This is a genomic window from Naasia sp. SYSU D00948, from assembly GCF_017916515.1.
Classification (GTDB): domain Bacteria; phylum Actinomycetota; class Actinomycetes; order Actinomycetales; family Microbacteriaceae; genus Naasia.
In genome coordinates, this window is sequence record NZ_JAFMTA010000001.1 from 2,303,413 (window position 1) to 2,320,709 (window position 17,297).

Here is a 17,297-nt window from a genome sequence, read left to right on the forward strand (position 1 = left end):
GCCCGGCGTGCGTGGGCCGGGCGTTCACTGTCAGTCCCCGGCGGATCCCGCGTCGACCGGGCGGCGCAGGAACTCCAGGCGGCTCCGCCACGGCTCCAGACGGCCCGCGTCGGGGGGCAGCCCGGGGCCGCCGATCCACTGCTCGACGCGCCGGATCCCGTGCAGCGCGCTGAGCATCCACACCTCGCGGCCCGCGAGCTCCTCCGGGCGCCGCGACCGATGCCGCACGGGGACAGCGGCCTCGTGCGCCAGCGCCGCGAGACACCGGGCGGTGACGCTGTCGACCCTGGGCAGCTCGGCGGGCGGGAAGCAGAGGACATTGTCCTCCCACCACGCGATCGCGCTCGTCGCGCCGTCGCAGACGGCGCCGTCCGGGGCGACCAGGACCGCGTCCCCCGCGCCCTGCTGCACGACGGCCGCGCGGACGGCGAGCAGCGCCTCGAGGTCCGGTCCCTTCACGTGCGGGACCCGGCGGGGATCGGCGCCCGTCCACGTGGCGACGGTGACCGTCGTCGCGAGCCGCGGCGCAGGGCGCAGCCGCAGCCGGAGCTCCGGACCGCCTCCGGCATCGGCCAGCTCCAGTCGGGGGAACCACGCGGCGGCTCGGGGAAGCGCGCCGACGGCCGCGGTCCAGAAGGCCTCTTCGTCGCCGGCAGGCGGGCCTCCCGCGAGAGCGGCGACCGCCGGGTCGCGCACCGAGGACAGGAAGCGATCCCGATGCCGATCCAGCGCGACGACCGCACCGTCCGCGAGGAGGAACGAGTCGGCGACCAGCAGGCGGGAGGAGCCCGGCGGAGCGGGCGTCAGGCGGCCGTCGCGCCAGCGGAGGATCCGCTCCGGATCGGCGGCCATAGGCTCAGCCTATGCGGACCAGCGAGGGGCTCCTCGCCGGCTGGGCGGACCCGGCCGACGTGTTCGAGCGCCTGGCCGGCGGCGAAGGCGATGCCGTCCTGCTCGAGGCGACGGACGGCACGGGCGAGAGCATGCTCGGCCTCGGCGGTCGCGTGATCCCCGCCCTCCCGGACGTGCCGCTTGCCCCGGACGAGGCCGGGTCCGGGCCGGAGCCGGGCTGGATCGGGTGGATCACCTACGAGGGGGAGGCGCGCTTCCTCGAGCTCGAGCGGGGCCTCGTCTTCGATCCGACCCGTCGCCGCGTCCGGGCGTTCGGTGGCGGTCCGGCGTGGCGACGGGAGGCGGCGGCGGCCGTCGCCGGCGCCGCGCAGCGAGTCCCGGCGCATGGGCCGAGCCGAACCTCGGCGCCCGTGTGGCGGCACGGCGACGCCCGCTACCTGGAGATGGTCCGCGCCTGCCAGGAGGCGATCGTGCGCGGCGACGCCTATGTGCTCTGCCTCACCAACACCGCGACCGTCGAGGGCGGCGTCGACGGCTGGGCCGCGTACCGACGGCTGCGCAGCGCCAGCCCCACCCACCACGCCGGGTACCTCCGCATCGGCGGCACCGAGCTCGTCAGCGCCTCCCCGGAGCGCTTCGCCGAGGTCACCGCGACGGGCGTCGTCCGCAGCCGCCCGATCAAGGGGACCCGCCCGCGCAGCACGGATCCTGATCGGGACGACGCGCTCGCCGAGGAGCTGCGCCGCAGTGACAAGGAGCGGGCGGAGAACCTCATGATCGTGGACCTCGTCCGCAACGACCTGAGCCGCGTGGCCGAGGTCGGCTCGGTGCGCGTTCCCCGACTGTTCGAGGTGGAGAGCTACCGGTCCGTGCACCAGCTGGTGAGCGTCGTGGAGGCCCGGATCGCACCCGGCCGCACCGCCGCCGACGCCATCCGGTCGCTCTTCCCGGCGGGCTCGATGACCGGCGCACCCAAGGAAAGCGCCATCGCGATCCTCGCCGCGCTGGAGGCGGGGCCGCGCGGGCTCTACTCCGGCGCCTTCGGGCGGATCTCCCGCGACGGCAGCGCCGACCTCGCCATGACCATCCGCAGCATCGTGGTCGAGGGCGGCAGGGCCACCGTCGGATCGGGCGGCGGCGTCACCGCACTGTCCGACCCCGTTCAGGAGCTCGAGGAGGTCCGGCTGAAGGCCGCACCCCTGCTCTCCGCGCTCGCCGAAGATGGCTACCCTTGACCGTTGGCCCCCCTCGGCCGGAGAACAGACGAAGAGAGCGCCGTGGCAACGACCCCCCCAAGCACCGACCTGCCCACCTTCGAGCGTCTGCAGGAGAAGTGGCTCCCGATCTGGGACGAGCTGAAGCCCTTCTCGACCTCGAACCCCGAGGACAAGCGGCCGCGCAAGTACGTGCTGGACATGTTCCCGTACCCCTCCGGCGACCTGCACATGGGGCACGCGGAGGCGTACGCGCTCGGGGACGTCATCGCCCGCTACTGGCGCCAGCAGGGGTTCAACGTCCTCCACCCGATCGGGTGGGACTCCTTCGGCCTGCCCGCCGAGAACGCCGCCATCAAGCGCGGCGCGAATCCGGTGACCTGGACGTACGACAACATCGCGCAGCAGCGCGACTCGATGCGGCGCTACGCGGCGTCCTTCGACTGGGACCGCGTCCTGCACACGAGCGACCCGAACTACTACAAGTGGAACCAGTGGCTGTTCCTCAAGATGTACGAGCGGGGCCTCGCGTACCGGAAGGACAGCTGGGTCAACTGGGACCCGGTGGACCAGACGGTCCTCGCGAACGAGCAGGTGCTGCCGGACGGCACGTCCGAGCGCTCCGGCGCGGTCGTCGTCAAGAAGAAGCTCACCCAGTGGTATCTGCGCATCACCGCGTACGCGGACCGGCTGCTCGACGACCTCAACCAGCTCGAGGGCTCCTGGCCGGCGCGGGTGCTGACGATGCAGCGGAACTGGATCGGCCGCTCGACCGGCGCCGACGTCGACTTCGCGGTCGAGGGGCGTGACGAGAAGATCACGGTCTACACGACGCGGCCGGACACGCTCTACGGTGCGACGTTCATGGTGGTCGCGCCCGACTCCGACCTCGCGGCCGAGCTCGTCGAGGGCGCCGAGCCCGGCATCCGGACCGCGTTCGACGAGTACCTCCAGCAGACCCAGCGCACCACCGAGATCGAGCGTCTGTCCGCCGACCGGCCGAAGACCGGCGTCTTCACGGGGCGGTATGCGATCAACCCGCTGAACGGCGAGCGGCTGCCGATCTGGGTCGCGGACTACGTCCTCAGCGACTACGGCCAGGGCGCCATCATGGCGGTCCCCGCTCACGACCAGCGCGACCTCGACTTCGCCCGCGCGTACGGCCTCCCCGTGCGCGTCGTCGTCGACACCACGCAGCCGGTGACCGGCGCGATCCCCGTCATCGGCGAGGACGAGCCGCCGCTCGACGAGCTCGATCCCGCCGTCACGGGCGTCGCTCTGCCCGGCGACGGGCGGCTCATCAACTCCGGGCCGTTCGACCGCCTCAGCAAGAGCGCCGCCATCGCGAAGGTCATCGCCCACCTGGAGCACCAGGGCCTCGGCCGGCCGGCCAAGAACTACCGGCTGCGCGACTGGCTCATCTCGCGCCAGCGGTACTGGGGCACTCCGATCCCGATCCTCTACGACGAGGACGGCACCGAGATCCCGGTGCCCGAGGATCAGCTGCCCGTGACGCTGCCGCCGACCGAGGGGCTCGACCTCAAGCCGAAGGGGGTCTCGCCGCTCGCGGCGGCCACCGACTGGGTCACGACGACGACGCCGGACGGACGCCCCGCGCGTCGCGACTCCGACACCATGGACACCTTCGTCGACAGCTCCTGGTACTTCCTCCGCTTCCTCTCGCCGAACGACGACACGCAGGCGTTCGACCCCAAGGAGGCCGAGAAGTGGGCGCCCGTCGACCAGTACGTCGGCGGCGTGACCCACGCGATCCTGCACCTGCTCTACGCGCGGTTCATCACCAAGGTGCTCTTCGACATGGGCTACGTCACCTTCACGGAGCCGTTCAGCGCCCTGCTCAACCAGGGCATGGTCCTGATGGACGGGGCCGCGATGTCCAAGTCGAAGGGCAACATCGTCCGGCTGTCCGAGCAGCTCGACCAGTACGGGGTCGACGCCGTCCGCCTCACCATGGCGTTCGCCGGGCCGCCGGAGGACGACATCGACTGGAAGGACGTGTCGCCCTCCGGGTCGCTGAAGTTCCTGACGCGCGCCCTGCGGCTCGCCCACGACGTCACGAGCCCTCCCGACGTGATCTGGAAGCAGGGGAGCGAGCCGCTGCGGCGGGTCACGCACCGCTTCCTCGCCGACGCCCCGGGCCTCGTGGAGGCGTTCAAGTTCAACGTGGTCGTGGCGCGGATCATGGAGCTCGTCAACACCATCCGCAAGGCGATCGACTCCGGCCCCGGCCCCGCGGATCCCGCGGTGCGGGAGGCGACGGAGACGGTCGCGCTCGCGCTCAGCCTGTTCGCCCCCTACACGGCCGAGGAGATGTGGGAGCGGCTCGGCTACCCGCCGTCGGTCGCCCTGCACGGCTGGCGGAAGGCGGACCGCGCGCTGCTCGTGGAGGAGTCGGTCACCGCGATCCTGCAGGTCGACGGCAAGGTCCGCGGCCGCATCGAGGTGCCGCCGGCGATCGGCGCCGAGGAGCTCGAGCAGCTCGCCCGGGCGGACGCCGGCGTGGCCCGCGCGGTCGGCGACCGGGAGATCGCGAACGTGATCGTCCGTCCGCCGCGGCTCGTCAACATCGCGACCAAGCGCTGAATCGGGGCTCGCCGATCCCCTCGAGATGCCGCCTGGTGCTGTCGAACCGGCGGGATGACAGCACCGAGTGGCACTTCGACGAGCGGCTCAGCGGGCGGGGGCGGGGGAGCGGAAGCGCGACAGTGGCCTTAGGGCGCGGTCGGCGGCGGCCGCGGTGAGGAGCGCGAGCGCCGGCGCGAGCAGCACGGTGTACCGAACCACCTCGTCCCCATCTGGCCAGACGGACAGGGTGATCAGGGTCAGCGCGTAGCCGGCGAGTGGCCGCAGCTGCGCGGAGGCGGCACCGAGCAGGAGCGCCGCAGCGCTGACCGCGAGGGCGATCGGCGCTGCCTGGACCCACGTGTCGAGGAGCGCGGTGCCCCAGACCGGAGCGGCACCGGGGTCGACGCCCACCACCAGCCAGCCGACGGCGACGGTCGCGAAGTACACGGCGCCCGCGGAGGCCAGGGTCGGCACCCGGGTGCGCCGGTGAAGGGTCCGCGCCGCCTGCGCCGCGAGGAACGGCGCGGCCGCGACGGCGAGCGGGGCGACGGAGGCGGCGACGCCGGCGAGCAGACCCGCTGCGGGGACCAGGATGCGGCGGCGGGTCCGCCCGAGGAGCAGCAGCACCGCCGTCAGCAGCGCGACGACCGCGAGATGCTCGGTCACCCCGACGCCGGCCGGCAGCACGATCTCCGGGTAGGCCCCGGTGAGAGCGGCGGCCAGCAGCGCGGCGGGCGCGCCGAGACCGGCTCGTATGGCCACAGCGAAGACGAGCGCGACCGAGAGGAGCACGGCCGCGAGGGTGAGGCCGGGCGGCAGGGGGCCCTCGTGCTCCGGGTCCGTCGACCACGCCAGCGCGACCAGGACGCCGATGAGGAGCAGCACGGCGAGGGTGAGGGCCGAGCGCAGGGCCGCCCGAGGCGGCGGGAGGTGCCGGACCCGCCGGTGCCGGGAGGCAGCACGGCGTCGGCCTCGGGGAGGCGACGCGGCCGGTGGCGGTTCGAGGATCCCCGCCATCGCCGCCTCCCGTGCCGGCCGGTCGGAGCCCGGCATACGCCGAGGCTAACGCCGGCACCGGGCCTCCTCTAGACCCTGCTGTCTACTCACGCCCCCTCCACAGCGTCCGCGGCTGCACGCCCCTCCCCGAACGCGTCCGGACGCCGGAAGAAGCGTCGCGGAAGGGGCTTGGCTTGCGGCATGGACGACCGTCTCTCGCAGCTGCTCGGCACCGACCGGCGCAGGCTGCGGACGGGAGCGGCGGTCGTCCTGGTGCTGCTCGCGGTCGCCGGCTCGGTCCTCGTCTCGGCGCTGTCCTCCGCAGGCCGGACCACGGCCGTCCCTGCCGCCCCCGCGCCGGCTCGGCATGCGTCCGCGGCGGTGCTGCTCGTCCATGTCCTCGGCGCGGTGCGTGTGCCGGGGCTGTACCCGCTTCCTGAGGGTTCGAGAGTGGTGGACGCGGTCGCGGCGGCGGGCGGTCTCGCGGACGACGCCGATCCGGCGGGCGTGAACCTCGCGCGCCGGGTCGCCGACGGCGAGCAGCTGACCGTCCCCCGGCTGGGTGAGGCGCCTCCGGCGGCGGCCGAGCCGGGGAAGGTGGACCTCAACACCGCCACGGCGGAGGAGCTCGTCACGCTTCCCGGGATCGGGCCGGCCCTCGCCGAGCGCATCCTGGCGTGGCGCGAGGAGAACGGCGGGTTCTCGTCCGCCGACGACCTCGTCGACGTCCCGGGGCTCGGCGAGAAGACGGTGGACGGGCTCCGCGACCTCGTGCTCCCGCCATGAGCCCCGATCCCCGGCTGGTTCCGGCGGCGGTCGGCGCCTGGCTCGCGTCCGCGGTGCTCGTCGGAGTGCCGGCCGCGGCCGGCCTGTGGGCGGCGCTGCTCGGTGTCATCGCTCTCGGGGGCGCGCTCTCGGCGCGCCGGGCGCGGGGACGATGGGCGCTCCTGGCGGCCGCACTCACTCTGCTGGCCGGGACGGCCGCGGGAGTGTCACTCGCGGTCGCCTTGCGCGCGCCGGAGCGGCAGCCCGCCGCCCTCACCGAGGTCGCCGGCACGCCGGGCACGGCGGAGGTCGTGCTCACCGCCCCTCCCCGGGCCGCACCTGGCGCCGGCGAGCGGAGCCTCGTCGAGGGCGACCTCGTCTCCTTCCGCTCGGCGCGGGCGCATCTTCCGGTGCGCACGCCGGTCCTCGTGTTCGTGCCCGGTGGTCCCGGACAGCAGGCGCTGCAGGGCGGGATCGGCTCGCGCGTCGAGATCCGCGGCACGGTCGAGCCGGCCGATCCCGGCGATGACGTGGCGTACCTCGTGTCGGGACGCTCGGCGGTCCTCGTCGAGGAAGCGCCGGCCTGGCTCTCCTGGGCGGGCGGGCTCCGGGACGCGTTCGCTGCTGCGGCGGCCGGGCTCCCGGGCGACGGGGCGGCCCTCCTTCCCGGGCTGGCGCTCGGCGACGACGGCGGCGTGCCGGGCGGACTTCGCGACGACATGCGCGAGAGCTCGCTCAGCCACCTCACCGCCGTGTCGGGGGCGAACTGCGCCGTAGTGGTCGCCGCGGCCCTCGTGCTCGCCCGCCTCGCCGGTCTCCGCCGCGTCCCGAGGACGGTGGTCGCCGGAACCGCGCTCGCCGCGTTCGTCGTCCTCGTCACCCCGCAGCCGAGCGTCCTCCGCGCGGCCCTGATGGGCGTGCTGGTCCTGGTCGCCGATGCATCCGGGCGACGGGGCGGCGGCCTCCCGATCCTGTGCGGAGCCGTCGTCGTCCTCCTGTGCGCCGATCCCTGGCTGGGCAGGGACCCCGGATTCGCCCTTTCGGTCCTCGCGACCGCGGGTCTCGTCGTCCTCGCCCGCCCCGTGACCGCGCTGCTCGGGCGGCTCGTGCCGGAACCCCTCGCCGCCGCCATCGCAGTGCCGCTCTGCGCCCAGGTCGCGTGTCAGCCGGTCCTGGTGCTCCTCGACCCCGCGGTGTCCCTGTGGTCCGTCCCGGCCAACCTCCTCGCCGCGCCCGCTGCGCCGCTCGTCACTCTCGCGGGGCTCGCCGCCTGCGTCGTCCTGCCCGTGCTGCCGGCCCTGGGGCACCTGCTGCTCTGGCTGGCCTGGGCTCCCGCGGCCTGGATCGCGGCGGTCGCCCGGTGGGTCGCAGCTCACGGTGCAGGGCGCCTGCCCTGGCTCGACGGGCCGCTCGGCGCCCTCCTGCTCGCCGCGATCGTGACGGCCGTCGCCGCAGCCGTGCTCGCGCCCCGCGCTCGGATGCTCGGCCTCCTCGGGGTCGGGGCCCTCGCAGCCGTTCTCGGGGCGGGCCTGGGCGGAGCGGTCGGGCGATCCGCGTCCGTGCCGGACGAGTGGCGCATCGCCTCGTGCGACGTCGGACAGGGGGACGCCACGGTGCTGCGCGTCGCGGACGGACGGTTCGCGCTCATCGACACCGGGCCCGAGCCCGAGGCCCTCACCGCGTGCCTCGACCGCCTCGGCGTGGGCAGGATCTCGCTGCTGGTGCTCACGCACTTCGACCAGGACCACGTCGGGGCGGGCGAGGCGCTCGCCGGACGCGTGGACGACCTCCTCGTCGGCCCGTCCGACGGGCCCGCCGCCGATCGCCTGGTCGCGATGCTTGTGGCCGCGGGCGCTCGGGTGTCCGAGGCGGCGGCCGGCGACACGGGCGCCGTCGGCGATCTGCGCTGGCGCGTGCTGTGGCCGCTCCCGGGGAACCGGATCGAGCCCGGCAACGACGCGAGCATCGTCCTCGAGACCGAGGGCGGAGGTCTCCGCGCAGTGTTCCTCGGCGACCTGGGGGAGGAGGCGCAGTCGCGTCTGCTCCGCACCGCCGCCGTGTCGACGGCGGACGTCGTCAAGGTCTCGCACCACGGCTCCGCCGATCAGAGCGAGGCGCTCTACGAACGGCTCGACGCCCCGGTGGCCCTCATCTCGTGCGGGATCGACAACGACTACGGGCATCCGGCCCCGCGCGTGCTCGAGATCCTCGCCGCGGTGGGCTCGGAGGTGTTCCGCACGGATCTCGACGGCATGCTGCTCGTCGGGGAAGGAGGATCCGGCGTCTCGATCTGGACCGAGCGGCCGCGAGCCGAGGCTGAAACGACCGCCGAGGACGAGCCAAGCTAGAGCTGCGTCATGGTGATCGGCTCGTTGGTGACGTAGCTGTTGCTGAAGGTCCCCGACAGGACGCCTTCACGGTAAGTCAGCTGCACGCTTCCTGTCGTGCCATCGATGCCCTGGAACTCGAGGTAGAGGTAATCCCCTTCGATCGTCCCCTCCCCGACACCCGTCGTTCCGTAGGCGGCGGACTGCTCTTGGAAAACGACATATGAACCGTACTGCTGGAAGAAGTAGGTGAAGCCGTTGTTGCCGAGCCAGGAACCGGTGACGTCAAGAGGAGCCGGTGTCTGAGCCGCCGGCTGTTCCACGGCCCGCTCCTCGAGGGAATTGAACTCCTGCTCGAGCTCGGGTTGCGCTTCCGCAACCTGTTCCTGCGTCGTCTCCTTCCCGCTACTGAAGCTGTTGTCGAATTCGACGCGAACGCCCTCAGGGCCGAACTGGAATGCCCCGAAGCGACCGCCCATCAGCAAGGCGACAGCGGTTACGCAGACCGCCGCCAGCCCGACGAAGGTGGGCCAGAGCCAGCGCCTTCTGCGAGGCTTGCTCTCCTGCTGCTCCGGCTGCTCCCATGGTGCGTCAATCCAGAACTTCCAGCCTTCCGGTTCTGGTCCCCATGCTGGATCAGGTCTCCACCCAGAAGGCGGGCTCCAACCCGGAGGCGGCGGAGGCCAGTTAGGCGGTGGATTGAAGACCTTCGTCATTGATTCGCTCACATGTCGGCGGCTACTCCAGCCACATTGGTCGCCGCACAGATCTTGGACCTGGCCTCGTCACCGAGCCGTCACCGTCGCGTCACGTCTCGATCTGGACCGAGCGGCCGCGAGCCGAGCCGCGTCCGACGCCGACGTTAGGCTGATGCGGTGGCAACCCGGGCACCTCGCGCCGCCGCCCGGCCGGCTCTGTCCTGGAACGAGATCCGGCCCGCGCCGGTCATCCTCGTCTCCGGCCCGGAGGCGTTCCTCGCCGACCGGGCGACCCGGCGCCTGCGCGACATCCTGACGACCGAGGACCCGAGCCTCGAGGTCAGCGATCTCGACGCCGCCGACTACGCGAAGGGCGAGCTCGTCACCCTCGCGTCGCCCTCGCTGTTCGGCGAGCCGCGCATGATACGTGTGGCGAACGTCGAGAAGTGCACGGACGACTTCCTCACCGAGGCGCTCGCGTACCTCGACGCTCCTGCCGACGACGCGTACATCGTCCTCCGCCACGGCGGGGGAGTGCGGGGCAAGAAGCTGCTCGACGCCCTCCGCGCCGGAACCGGAGGCGCCATCGAAGTGGCCTGTTCCGAGCTCAAGAAGGACTCGGACAAGTACGACTTCGCGGCCGGGGAGTTCAAGGCGGCCGGGCGGCGCATCACCCCCGGTGCCCTGCGCGCGGTGCTCGCCGCGTTCACCGACGACCTCGCCGAGCTCGCCGCAGCCTGCGCTCAGCTCATCGCCGATGCCAGCGACGAGATCACCGAGGGCGTCGTCGACAAGTACTACGGCGGGCGCATCGAGACGAACGCGTTCAAGGTGGCCGATGCCGCGATCGCCGGCCGCCAGGGGGACGCGCTCGCGCTGCTGCGTCACGCTGTCGCCGGCGGCGCGGACCCCGTGCCGATCGTCGCGGCGTTCGCGGCGAAGCTCCGCACCATGGCACGGGTGCTCGGCACCCGGGGCTCCTCGGCGTCCGTCGCCTCGTCCCTGGGGCTCGCCCCCTGGCAGGTGGATCGGGCGCGGCGGGACCTGGAGGGCTGGAACGAGGACGGCCTGGGCGCCTGCTTCGAGCTGCTCGCGGACACCGACGAGCGCATCAAGGGCGCGGGCCGCGACCCGCACTACGCGCTCGAGCGGATGGTGCGAGGCATCGCCGCGCGCGGCCGGGTCTGACGCTCAGCAGTCGCAGACCGGCACGGCGCTCGGCGCCGTGAGTGGGTCGGGGACGCGGCGGGCGACGCCGCGGTCCGTCTCGACCGGAAGACCCTCCCGCGCCCAGTACTCGAACCCGCCGATCATCTCCCGGACCGGGTAGCCCAGCTCGGCGAGCTCGAGTGAGGCCTTCGTCGCCCCGTTGCAGCCGGGGCCCCAGCAGTAGACGACGACGGCGCCCCTGGCGGGCAGGAGCCGGGCCGCTTCCTCCCGGATCTCCGCCCGGGGCAGGTGCACCGCCCCCGGGATCCGGCCCTGCTCCCACGCAGCCTCGCCCCGGCTGTCGACGAGGGTGAAGCCCGGGTCGCCCGTCTCGAGCGCGGCCGAGACGTCGGACGCGTCCGTCTCGAACGCGAGGCGGGCCCGGAAGAAATCGGCGGCGGAGAGCATGCACGCAGTCTTCCGGCCGCCGCTCGCCGCCGCCGCGCGGATCCTGCCGTCGTCCGGGCACATCCCGCCCCCCCCGTGCGTATCGACCCCGCCGCCGTGCGGGCCGCGCCGCCGGTGTAGCGGACAGCAGGGGCCGGGTGCTCGGTGGCGGGTGTCCGCAGCACCCGCAGCGCGTCCGGAAACTCGCGGCGGCGCCCGGAAACGCCGAAGGCCCCGCCGGAGCGGGGCCTTCAGGACGTGCTGCGGGAGCCGCGGCTCAGAGCGAGGCGACCTGCTTCGCGATCGCGGACTTGCGGTTCGCGGCCTGGTTCTTGTGGATGACGCCCTTGGCGGCGGCCTTGTCGAGCTTCTTAGCGGCGACGGCGAGGGCGGCGGCCGCCTTCTCCTTGTCGCCGGCGGCGACGGCCTGCTTGGTGCTGCGGATGACGGTCTTGAGCTCGCTCTTCACGGCCTTGTTGCGGTCGTGGGCCTTCTTGTTGGTGAGGATCCGCTTGAGCTGCGACTTGATGTTTGCCATGGGAATGCCTTCTGATTGCTGCTGGTCGGGGGGTCGGCGTCCGCCGAAAAGGTGCGGAACCTGCCGACATGGCACGCCGCCGGGGGCGCGCAAAGCCAACAGAGAACATTACCAGGCGGGGGAGACCTCCGCCAGCGGAGCGGACACCCGCTCCTCGGCCGTTCGTGCCGCAGTGACCAGGATACGGCTGAACTCGTCGGGGCGGACGAGGCTCACGAGGTGCGAGGCCCCGGGGACGACGACGAGCTGCGACCAGGACGGCGGGAGATCGGGCCGGGAGCGCGCCGCCCGCAGGTAGAGGCGCTCCTCCATCCGGAAGTGGTCGAATCGGCCGTTGACGAAGAGGATCGGCACGCGGATGCGGCTGATCGCCTCGATGGGCCGGACGGCGGCCATCGCGCGGAGGCCGTCCCCCATGACGTCGAGGGCGACTCCGCCCCGGGTGACGTCCTCGCGCCCCGCGACCGGGATGAACCGGTCGATCATGAACTGGTTGAGCCAGGCGCCCTGATCCGGGAACCGGTGGATGACGTCGGCGATGGCCCGGTAGCCCGCGAGCGCCGCGCCTCGCGGCGTCGTGCCGCAGCCGGCGGCGATCATGCCGTTGATCCGGCCGTGTCCGCGCTCCGCGGCCCAGTGGAGGCCGAGGTAGCCGCCGAGCGAGAGCCCACACAGGATCACCGGACCGGGCAAGCCGTCGACTGCCGCGTCGACGGCGTCGAGTGCGGCGTCCATGCTGAACCGCTCGCCGAGCCGGGTCCCGTGGCCCGGCAGGTCCACGGCGCGGGCGCGGATGCCCGCCTCCTCGAGCGCCTCGACCTGCGCCCGCCACATCGTGGCGGAGGTGCGGATGCCATGGAGGAGCACGACCGAGACAGCCATGGCCCGAGACTACGCTGGCGAGCCGTGCCCCTCCTCGCGTCCCATGTGTCGTCCGTGCCCGCCTCCGGCATCCGTCGCATCCACGAGCTGGCTCTGCAGCTCGACGGGGTCCTGTCGCTCGCGATCGGCGAGCCGGACGTCCCGGTCGCGCCGCACGTCCTGGAGGCCGGCAGCGCGGCGTGGCTCGCGGACGAGACGGGCTACACCGCGAACGGTGGGATCCCGGAGCTGCGGGCGGCGATTCGCGAGAAGCTGCGCGACCGCAACGGCATCGAGGTCGACCTCGAGCGGATTTGGGCGACCAACGGGGCGACCCAGGCGCTGCACCTGGCGATGAGCCTCACGCTGTCCCCGGGCGACGAGGTGCTGCTTCCGGACCCCGGCTACACGACCTTCCCGATGAACGCGCGCATGCTGCACGCGGAGCCCGTGCCCTACCCGCTCCGGCCGCACGCGGGGTTCCTGCCGGACCTCGACGAGTTGGAGCGGCTCGTGGGGGAGCGGACACGGGCCATCGTCGTGAACTCGCCCTCGAACCCGCTCGGGGCCGTCTTCCCGCGGGAGGTGCTCGAGCAGCTCCTCGCGTTCGCCGCGCGTCACGACCTCTGGGTCATCAGCGACGAGGTCTACGAGGCGTTCACGTACGGCATCCCGCACACCAGCCTCGCCGCGCTCGACACCGAGGACCGCGTCTTCAGCGTCTTCTCCGTCTCGAAGACGTACGCGCTCACGGGCGCCCGGGTCGGCTACCTCGTCACCCCGCCCGGATTCGCGCCGGTGCTCCGGGTGTACCAGGAGGCCACCATCTCCTGCCTCAACACCCCGGCCCAGCGGGCGGCCGTCGCCGCGCTGCGCGGCGACCAGTCCCACGTCACCGAGGCCGCGGCGCACTACCGGGGGAACCTGGACGCCGCGGTCGCGCTCCTCGGCGAGCGCAGCATCCCCTGCCTCGACCCGAGCGGCGCGTTCTACCTCTGGATCGACATGTCGCACGCCGCGGAGGGTGACGTCGCCGGGTGGGCGGAGCGGTTCCTGCTCAGCGAGCGGGTCTCGGTCGCGCCCGGCTCGGCGTTCGGCAGGGCGGGCGAGGGATGGATCCGCGTCTGCGCGGCGACCTCCCGCGACGTGCTTCTGGAGGGGCTCTCGCGCCTCCCTGCGCCGCGCTGATCCCCTTCCCGGTGTGCGGGGGAGTCAGGCGGGATCGAGGTCCAGGGCCGTCACCGGGTCGTCCTCCAGCGCCCGCAGAACGCGACGCCGGGACGCCTCGTCCATCGCCGGGAGGTCGTGCACGGGGAACCACGCGACCTCGAGCGACTCGTCGTCGGCGACCCGCGCCTCGCCCGACACGTAGCGGCACCGGAACGTGAGGTCCGTGTACTGCGTGCGGTCCCCGTTCGGATAGACGATGGGCTTCGTCACCGAGACGGCGGCGAGCCGCTCGACCGCGGCGACCACCCCGGTCTCCTCCTCGGCCTCGCGCACGGCCGCGACCGCCGGATGCTCGCCCGGCTCGACGATGCCCGACACCGTCGACCACCGGCCGGTGTCCCGGCGCCGCGCGAGCAGCACGCGGTCCCCGTCGAGCACGATCGCCGTGACGCCCATCAGCCAGAGCGGATCCGTGCCGATCTTCTCCCGGAGTACTCGGACGAAGTCGGGCACCGGCATGCGGGCGAGCCTACCGGCGCCCGGGAACGCGGCCCTTGCAGGGCCGGTCGCAGAGAACGCCGGGGGCTTCGTGGGAGACTGGAGCGCCATGCCTCGCGCCCTCCGACCGCTCGAACCCGCGGCCACCGACCCCGCAGCGATCCGCAACTTCTGCATCATCGCCCACATCGATCACGGCAAGTCGACCCTCGCGGATCGGATGCTGCAGATCACGGGAGTCGTCGCCGACCGCGACATGCGCGCCCAGTACCTCGACCGGATGGACATCGAGCGCGAGCGCGGCATCACGATCAAGAGCCAGGCCGTCCGGATGCCCTGGGAGGTCTCCGGCGAGGCGTACGCGCTCAACATGATCGACACTCCTGGCCACGTCGACTTCACCTACGAGGTGTCCCGCTCGCTCGCCGCGTGCGAGGGCGCGATCCTCCTCGTCGACGCGGCGCAGGGCATCGAGGCGCAGACCCTCGCGAACCTCTACCTGGCGCTCGAGAACGACCTCGAGATCATCCCGGTCCTCAACAAGATCGACCTGCCCGCGGCGGACCCGGACAAGTACGCTCGCGAGCTCGCCCAGCTCATCGGCGGGGACCCGGACGACGTCCTCCGCGTGTCGGGCAAGACCGGCATGGGCGTCGAGGGCCTCCTCGACCGTGTCGTCGAGCGCATCCCCGCCCCGAAGGGCGACGCCGGCGCCGCCGCCCGCGCCATGATCTTCGACTCCGTCTACGACGCCTACCGCGGCGTCGTGACGTACGTCCGCATGGTCGACGGCAAGCTCAACCCGCGCGAGCGCATTCAGATGATGTCGACGCGCGCCACGCACGAGATCCTCGAGATCGGCGTGAGCTCGCCGGAGCCGACGCCCTCGAAGGGCCTCGGGGTCGGCGAGGTCGGCTACCTCATCACCGGCGTGAAGGACGTGCGCCAGTCGAAGGTCGGCGACACGATCACGAGTGCCGCGAAGCCGGCCACCGAGCCCCTCGAGGGCTACACGGATCCGCTGCCCATGGTCTTCTCCGGCATCTATCCGATCGACGCGAGCGACTACCCGGACCTGCGCGAGGCGCTCGACAAGCTCAAGCTGTCCGATGCCGCGCTGCAGTACGAGCCGGAGACGTCGGTCGCGCTCGGCTTCGGCTTCCGATGCGGCTTCCTCGGCCTGCTCCACCTCGAGATCGTGACGGAGCGGCTGCAGCGCGAGTTCGACCTCGACCTCATCACGACGGCGCCGAGCGTGCCCTACGAGGTCACGACCGAGGACAAGAAGACCGTCACGGTGACGAACCCGAGCGAGTACCCCTCGGGCAAGATCGACAAGGTCGTCGAGCCGGTCGTGAACGCCTCGATCCTCGCGCCGAAGGACTACGTCGGCGCGATCATGGACCTCTGCCAGACCCGCCGCGGCACCATGCGGAGCATGGACTACCTCGGCGAGGACCGCGTCGAGCTCAAGTACACCCTTCCCCTCGGCGAGATCGTGTTCGACTTCTTCGACCAGCTGAAGAGCCGCACCCAGGGCTACGCGAGCCTCGACTACGAGCCCGCCGGTCAGCAGGAGGCCGACCTGGTGAAGGTCGACATCCTGCTCCAGGGCGAGACGGTCGACGCGTTCAGCGCCATCGTGCACCGCGACAAGGCGTACGCGTACGGCACGATGATGGCCGGCCGCCTGCGCGAGCTGATCCCGCGCCAGCAGTTCGAGGTCCCCATCCAGGCCGCGATCGGCGCCAGGATCATCGCCCGCGAGAACATCCGGGCGATGCGCAAGGACGTGCTCGCCAAGTGCTACGGCGGCGACATCACCCGCAAGCGGAAGCTCCTCGAGAAGCAGAAGGAGGGCAAGAAGCGGATGAAGATGGTCGGCCGCGTCGAGGTCCCTCAGGAGGCGTTCATCGCCGCGCTCTCGGGCGACACCGAGGGCAAGGACGCGAAGAAGAAGTGACCGAGCCCGAGCGTGGCGCCGCCCCGGTCGTTCGGCGTGCCGAGGCGAGCGATTTCGACGAGTGGGCGGACCTGTTCCGCGCCTACCGCGAGTTCTACCGCCTCGCCCCGGACGAGTCGGTCGTCGATCGCGTCTGGGAGTGGATCCTGGACGACGACCACGAGGTGGGCGCGCTCGTCGCGGAGAGGGACGGGCGCCTGGTGGGCATCGCGCACCACCGGCGCTTCGCCCGGCCGACGTCCGCGACGACGGGCCTCTACCTCGACGACCTCTTCGCGGCGCCCGACGCTCGGGGGACCGGGGTCGGTCGCGCTCTGATCGATGCCCTGTCGGAGCTCGCGCAGTCCCGCGGGTGGTCCGTCGTCCGGTGGATCACGGCTTCGGACAACGTCCAGGCGCGGCGGCTGTACGACTCGGTCGCGGGGGCGACCCCGTGGGTGACCTACGACCTGGTGCCCGGCTCCGTGCGGAAGCCGGGGGAGAACGGAGAACAGTGACGGATTCGAGACGGCGGTCGACGTCGACCGGTGGGGACAGCTCCCTCAACTACGCGGCGGTCGGTGCCACGGAGAGCCCCGACGTGGTCATGTACCCGCCGCCCGGCTTCCGGACCTTCCAGGCGAGCCACCGCATCGGCAGCGGCGACGACCGGTTCGAGAGCGCCTCGCGGGCGCTGATGACGTGGGGCGTGCAGCGCAACAGCGGCGTCCAGGTGAGCGAGATCGCGCGGGACCAGAACGCGACCTACCACGGCATCGAGTTCGACGAGACGGGCCGGCCGCTCGGGCCTGCGGAGCCGGCGGAGGAGCTGTTCTCCCCGGACGGCACGCCCTTCGTGTCCGCGGGCACGACCGCGACGATGCGGTTCTCGTTCGGCCCCTTCTCGGTGAAGGCGCCGGTCAAGGTCGTGTACGTGCTCGACGAGCCGAGCCGCATCGGCTTCGCCTACGGCAGCAGGCACGGCCACCCGGCCCGGACGGAGCAGCTCCAGTACGTGGAGAAGCAGGAGGACGGCACCGTGTGGCTCACCGTGCGGTCGATCTCGGCGCCGGTCCGGTTCAGCCGCGGTCCGGCGGTCTCGGTGCTCCGCGCCGCCGAGCGGCACTATGCGAAGCGGTTCCTCACCGCCCTGCACCCGACCCGTACCCCCGGAAGCTGATCCGAACCGCGGGCTGACGCTCGCGACCCGGGCCGGATCGGTCACTCCGGGCCGGAACGCCGGACCGGAGACGC

16 protein-coding genes are annotated in these 17,297 nt (G+C 72.7%); 9 read left to right on the forward strand and 7 right to left on the reverse strand.

Features of this window, described 5'->3' with window-relative positions; genetic code table 11:
* Positions 1 to 30: 30 nt before the first annotated feature.
* On the reverse strand, positions 31 to 852 hold the full coding sequence (locus tag J3P30_RS10890) for an aminotransferase class IV (RefSeq protein WP_210481041.1): 822 nt from the start codon (positions 850 to 852) through the stop codon (positions 31 to 33).
* 11 nt (positions 853 to 863) lie between these two features.
* Between J3P30_RS10890 and J3P30_RS10895 the strand changes: the two genes are divergently transcribed.
* Together J3P30_RS10895 and leuS are read left to right on the forward strand one after the other, a co-directional pair.
* Entirely contained in the window at positions 864 to 2,087 is a 1,224-nt protein-coding gene (locus tag J3P30_RS10895) for an anthranilate synthase component I family protein (protein WP_210481042.1), read from the forward strand.
* 42 nt (positions 2,088 to 2,129) lie between these two features.
* Positions 2,130 to 4,670, forward strand: coding sequence for a leucine--tRNA ligase (gene leuS / locus J3P30_RS10900; protein WP_210481043.1), 2,541 nt, complete (start codon positions 2,130 to 2,132; stop codon positions 4,668 to 4,670).
* 87 nt (positions 4,671 to 4,757) lie between these two features.
* Here leuS and J3P30_RS10905 read toward each other — a convergent pair whose 3' ends face one another.
* Positions 4,758 to 5,705: a hypothetical protein gene (locus J3P30_RS10905; RefSeq protein WP_210481044.1), complete on the reverse strand. Its 948-nt coding sequence runs from the start codon at positions 5,703 to 5,705 to the stop codon at positions 4,758 to 4,760.
* Between the two features lie 144 nt (positions 5,706 to 5,849).
* Here J3P30_RS10905 and J3P30_RS10910 point away from each other — a divergent pair, with 144 nt between their 5' ends.
* Together J3P30_RS10910 and J3P30_RS10915 are read left to right on the forward strand one after the other, a co-directional pair.
* The gene (locus J3P30_RS10910; RefSeq protein WP_210481045.1) at positions 5,850 to 6,434 is read left to right on the forward strand and encodes a ComEA family DNA-binding protein; all 585 of its coding nucleotides are present in this window, start codon (positions 5,850 to 5,852) and stop codon (positions 6,432 to 6,434) included.
* Complete coding sequence (locus J3P30_RS10915; protein ID WP_210481046.1) at positions 6,431 to 8,761, forward strand: ComEC/Rec2 family competence protein; 2,331 nt, start codon at positions 6,431 to 6,433, stop codon at positions 8,759 to 8,761. The genes J3P30_RS10910 and J3P30_RS10915 overlap by 4 nt, the downstream gene beginning before the upstream one ends.
* Here J3P30_RS10915 and J3P30_RS10920 read toward each other — a convergent pair.
* Positions 8,758 to 9,456, reverse strand: coding sequence for a hypothetical protein (locus J3P30_RS10920; RefSeq protein WP_210481047.1), 699 nt, complete (start codon positions 9,454 to 9,456; stop codon positions 8,758 to 8,760). The two genes, J3P30_RS10915 and J3P30_RS10920, sit on opposite strands and share 4 nt — an antisense overlap.
* Before the next feature lie 159 nt (positions 9,457 to 9,615).
* Between J3P30_RS10920 and holA the strand changes: the two genes are divergently transcribed.
* On the forward strand, positions 9,616 to 10,626 hold the full coding sequence (gene holA, locus J3P30_RS10925; protein WP_210481048.1) for a DNA polymerase III subunit delta: 1,011 nt from the start codon (positions 9,616 to 9,618) through the stop codon (positions 10,624 to 10,626).
* Between the two features lie 3 nt (positions 10,627 to 10,629).
* On the opposite strand, the gene J3P30_RS10930 is transcribed toward holA, so the two are convergent.
* The 3 genes from J3P30_RS10930 to J3P30_RS10940 all read right to left on the reverse strand — a co-directional run bounded on the left by J3P30_RS10930 (position 10,630) and on the right by J3P30_RS10940 (position 12,454).
* Positions 10,630 to 11,055, reverse strand: coding sequence for a rhodanese-like domain-containing protein (locus tag J3P30_RS10930; RefSeq protein WP_210481049.1), 426 nt, complete (start codon positions 11,053 to 11,055; stop codon positions 10,630 to 10,632).
* Positions 11,056 to 11,311: 256 nt separating this feature from the next.
* Positions 11,312 to 11,572 (reverse strand): 30S ribosomal protein S20, encoded by a 261-nt coding sequence (gene rpsT / locus J3P30_RS10935; protein ID WP_210481050.1) that lies wholly within the window; start codon positions 11,570 to 11,572, stop codon positions 11,312 to 11,314.
* A gap of 108 nt (positions 11,573 to 11,680) precedes the next feature.
* On the reverse strand, positions 11,681 to 12,454 hold the full coding sequence (locus J3P30_RS10940) for an alpha/beta fold hydrolase (protein ID WP_210481051.1): 774 nt from the start codon (positions 12,452 to 12,454) through the stop codon (positions 11,681 to 11,683).
* A gap of 24 nt (positions 12,455 to 12,478) precedes the next feature.
* Between J3P30_RS10940 and J3P30_RS10945 the strand changes: the two genes are divergently transcribed.
* A complete protein-coding gene (locus J3P30_RS10945) occupies positions 12,479 to 13,621 on the forward strand; it encodes a pyridoxal phosphate-dependent aminotransferase (protein ID WP_210481052.1) in 1,143 nt (380 codons plus the stop codon).
* Positions 13,622 to 13,645: 24 nt separating this feature from the next.
* Here J3P30_RS10945 and J3P30_RS10950 read toward each other — a convergent pair whose 3' ends face one another.
* Entirely contained in the window at positions 13,646 to 14,122 is a 477-nt protein-coding gene (locus tag J3P30_RS10950) for an NUDIX domain-containing protein (protein WP_210481053.1), read from the reverse strand.
* A gap of 88 nt (positions 14,123 to 14,210) precedes the next feature.
* Here J3P30_RS10950 and lepA point away from each other — a divergent pair, with 88 nt between their 5' ends.
* From lepA to J3P30_RS10965, 3 genes are read left to right on the forward strand one after another with little or no spacing between them, the layout of a single operon-like run.
* Positions 14,211 to 16,064, forward strand: coding sequence for a translation elongation factor 4 (gene lepA, locus J3P30_RS10955; protein WP_210481054.1), 1,854 nt, complete (start codon positions 14,211 to 14,213; stop codon positions 16,062 to 16,064).
* A complete protein-coding gene (locus J3P30_RS10960) occupies positions 16,061 to 16,561 on the forward strand; it encodes a GNAT family N-acetyltransferase (protein WP_210481055.1) in 501 nt (166 codons plus the stop codon). Before lepA ends, J3P30_RS10960 begins: the two co-directional genes overlap by 4 nt.
* The gene (locus J3P30_RS10965) at positions 16,558 to 17,223 is read left to right on the forward strand and encodes a DUF1990 family protein (RefSeq protein WP_210481056.1); all 666 of its coding nucleotides are present in this window, start codon (positions 16,558 to 16,560) and stop codon (positions 17,221 to 17,223) included. The genes J3P30_RS10960 and J3P30_RS10965 overlap by 4 nt, the downstream gene beginning before the upstream one ends.
* Positions 17,224 to 17,297 lie beyond the last annotated feature (74 nt).